Annotated in this window: 2 protein-coding genes; both read left to right on the top strand. The window is 68.2% G+C overall.

Annotated elements, in window-relative coordinates; genetic code table 11:
• The first annotated feature begins 225 nt into the window (after window positions 1–225).
• Window positions 226–1,752 carry an IS21 family transposase gene (istA, locus tag C666_RS18855; RefSeq protein WP_028792457.1) on the top strand — a complete coding sequence of 509 codons (1,527 nt, stop codon included), beginning with the start codon at window positions 226–228 and terminating at the stop codon, window positions 1,750–1,752.
• Between the two features lie 44 nt (window positions 1,753–1,796).
• Window positions 1,797–2,585 carry an IS21-like element helper ATPase IstB gene (gene istB / locus C666_RS18860; protein ID WP_004349242.1) on the top strand — a complete coding sequence of 263 codons (789 nt, stop codon included), beginning with the start codon at window positions 1,797–1,799 and terminating at the stop codon, window positions 2,583–2,585.
• The last annotated feature ends 84 nt before the right edge of the window (window positions 2,586–2,669 follow it).

Here is a 2,669-nt window from a genome sequence, read left to right on the forward strand (position 1 = left end):
TGTCACCGACCGGCACATTGGAGCCAGTTGATGATCGGCACAATGGAGCCACCGCGTGATCGGCATATAGAAGCCAGTCGCGGATCGGCACATAGAGGCCAGCGCCGGATCGGCGTAATGGAGCCACTTCCCCTCTGACAGACGTCTCGACCTTGAGCGGTCCCTCGCTACCCTGCTGCCTTTTTGTTCGGCAGGAGATAGGCGGTGGCCCGCAGGAGCATCGAGATGTACGAGTACCGCCAGGCCCTGATGCGCATGCGCCAGGGCGATTCCGAGCGCGAGATCGCGCGTTCGAAACTGATGGGGCGCAGCAAGGCGGCCCGCTTGCGCGAGCTGGCTCGTGCCCAGGGCTGGCTCGATCCCGAGCGTCCCTTGCCCGAGGACGCCGAGATCGCCGCCGCGCTCGGGCAGCCGAAGCTGCCGGTGACGGCCCAGTCCTCGATTGCGGCGTATCGGCCGCTGGTTGAACAGTGGCTCGCGCAGGGCGTCTCCGGCGTGGTGATCCACACCACGCTCAAGCGTGAGCACGGGTTCAGCGGGCACTACTCGAGCGTGCGCCGGCTGATCGCGCAGATCGGCCGCGAGCAGCCGCCTGAGGCCACGGTGCGCCTGACCTTCGCGCCGGGCGAAGCCGCGCAGGTGGACTTCGGCGCTGGTCCCCACCTGGTCGATCCGGCCACGGGAGAGATCCGCCGTACCTGGGCGTTCGTGATGACGCTGTGTTTCTCGCGTCACCAGTACGTGGAGTTCGTCTGGGACCAGAGCGTGCGCACCTGGCTGGGCTGCCACCGCCGCGCCTTCGAGTGGTTCGGTGCCGTGCCCGCGCGGCTCATCATCGACAACGCCAAGTGCGCGATCACCCGCGCGTGCATGCACGACCCGCAGGTGCAGCGCGCCTACGCCGAGTGCGCCGAAGGGTACGGCTTCCGGATCGACGCCTGCCCGCCGCACGACCCGCAGAAGAAGGGCATCGTCGAGGCCGGCGTCAAATACGTGAAGGGCAACTTCCTGCCCACACGCAGCTTCCGTGATCTGGCCGATCTCAACGCGCAGGTGCGCGACTGGGTGTTGAAGGAGGCCGGGCTGCGCATTCACGGCACCACCCGCGTGCGCCCGCTCGACACCTTCGCCCTCGAGCGCAGCACCTTGCTGCCGCTGCCCGAGGTGCCGCCGGATCTGGGCACCTGGCACGCGGTGACGGTGCATCGCGACTGCCACGTCAGCTTCGAGCGCGCGCTGTACTCGGTGCCGTTCGCGCTGGTGGGCAAGGCGTTGTGGCTGCGGGCCACCGACGCCGTGCTCACCGTCTATCACGACTTCAAGCCGGTCGCCACGCATGCCCGCGCGCGGCGCCCCGGTGAGCGGCGCACCGTCTCCGATCATCTGCCGCCGGCCGCCCAGCGCTTCTTTGCGCACGACCGCAGCTGGTGTCTGCAGCAGGCCCGTGAGATCGGCGACGCCTGCACGCGGCTGATCGGGCAACTGCTCACAGACCGCGTCAGCGAGCGCCTGCGGGCTGCCCAAGGCGTCCTCGCGCTCAAGGGGAAGTACGGCGCCGCACGCCTCGAGGCCGCGTGTGAACGGGCCATCGCCCACGACAGCCCGCACTACCGCACCGTCAAGACCATCCTCGCCGGCGGTCATGACCTCGCCCCGGTGAGCACGATCACCCCCGAACCTTATGCCGGCCGTGCCCGCTTCGCGCGCGCCACCGCGTCGCTGTTCGAAGACGACGGCCCCACGCTTCACTGACCCGGGCGCAGCCCGCGCCCACTTCATTCAAGGAGCCACACACCATGAACCCCGCTACCGAACTGGCGCCGCAGCTCAAACAGTTGCGCCTCTCCGGCATCCTCGATTCGCTCGACGCGCGCAACCGCCAGGCCATCGATGCCAAGCTCGCCTACACGGAATTCCTCGCCCTGCTGATCCAGGACGAGATCGCGCGGCGCGAGCAGAAGAAGTTCGGCACCCGGCTGCGCCGCGCGGCCTTCCGCGCTACCAAGACGCTCGAAGGCTTCGAGTTCGACCGCTTGCCCTCGACCAACCGCGCCCTGGTCCATGAGCTGGCGACCGGGCGCTACATCGACGAGCGCGCCCCGGTGCTGATCGTCGGCCCCTGTGGCACCGGCAAGAGCCATCTGGCGCAGGCGCTCGGACACTGCGCCGTACGTCAGGGGCACGACGTCATCTTCGCCTCCTGCGCGCAACTGCTCGCCAGCCTGAACGCCGCGCGCGCGGTCGGCACCTATGAGCGAAAGCTCCAGCAACTGGCACGTGTGCCGGTGCTCATCATCGACGACTTCGGCCTCAAACCCCTTCGCGCCCCCGCCGATGAGGACCTGCACGATCTCATCGCCGAGCGCTACGAGCGTGCTGCCACCCTCGTCACCAGCAACCTCGACTTCACCGAGTGGGACCAGGCCTTCCCCGCCAACCGCCTGCTCGCCTCGGCCACCGTCGACCGCCTGCGCCACAACGCCTACTGCCTCACACTTGACGGGGCCTCTTACCGGGCGCCCCGACAGGGGCCGAGTCGGGCGAAAAACGCCCTTGCCAGCACCCCGAAAAACATCGATTCTTGACCCCCGAACGACGTCCGTCAGAGCCCCGGTCAAGTGGCTTCTATATGCCGATCATCGCTGGCTCTATTGTGGCGGTCAGTGACA

The organism is Thauera linaloolentis 47Lol = DSM 12138 (assembly GCF_000310205.1).
In the GTDB taxonomy this organism is placed as follows: domain Bacteria; phylum Pseudomonadota; class Gammaproteobacteria; order Burkholderiales; family Rhodocyclaceae; genus Thauera; species Thauera linaloolentis.

Excerpts from the sequence above, each read along its gene's own strand:
- istA (WP_028792457.1), top strand. The coding sequence starts at position 226 with ATGTACGAGTACCGCCAGGCCCTGATGCGCATGCGCCAGGGCGATTCC.
- istB (WP_004349242.1), top strand. The coding sequence starts at position 1,797 with ATGAACCCCGCTACCGAACTGGCGCCGCAGCTCAAACAGTTGCGCCTC.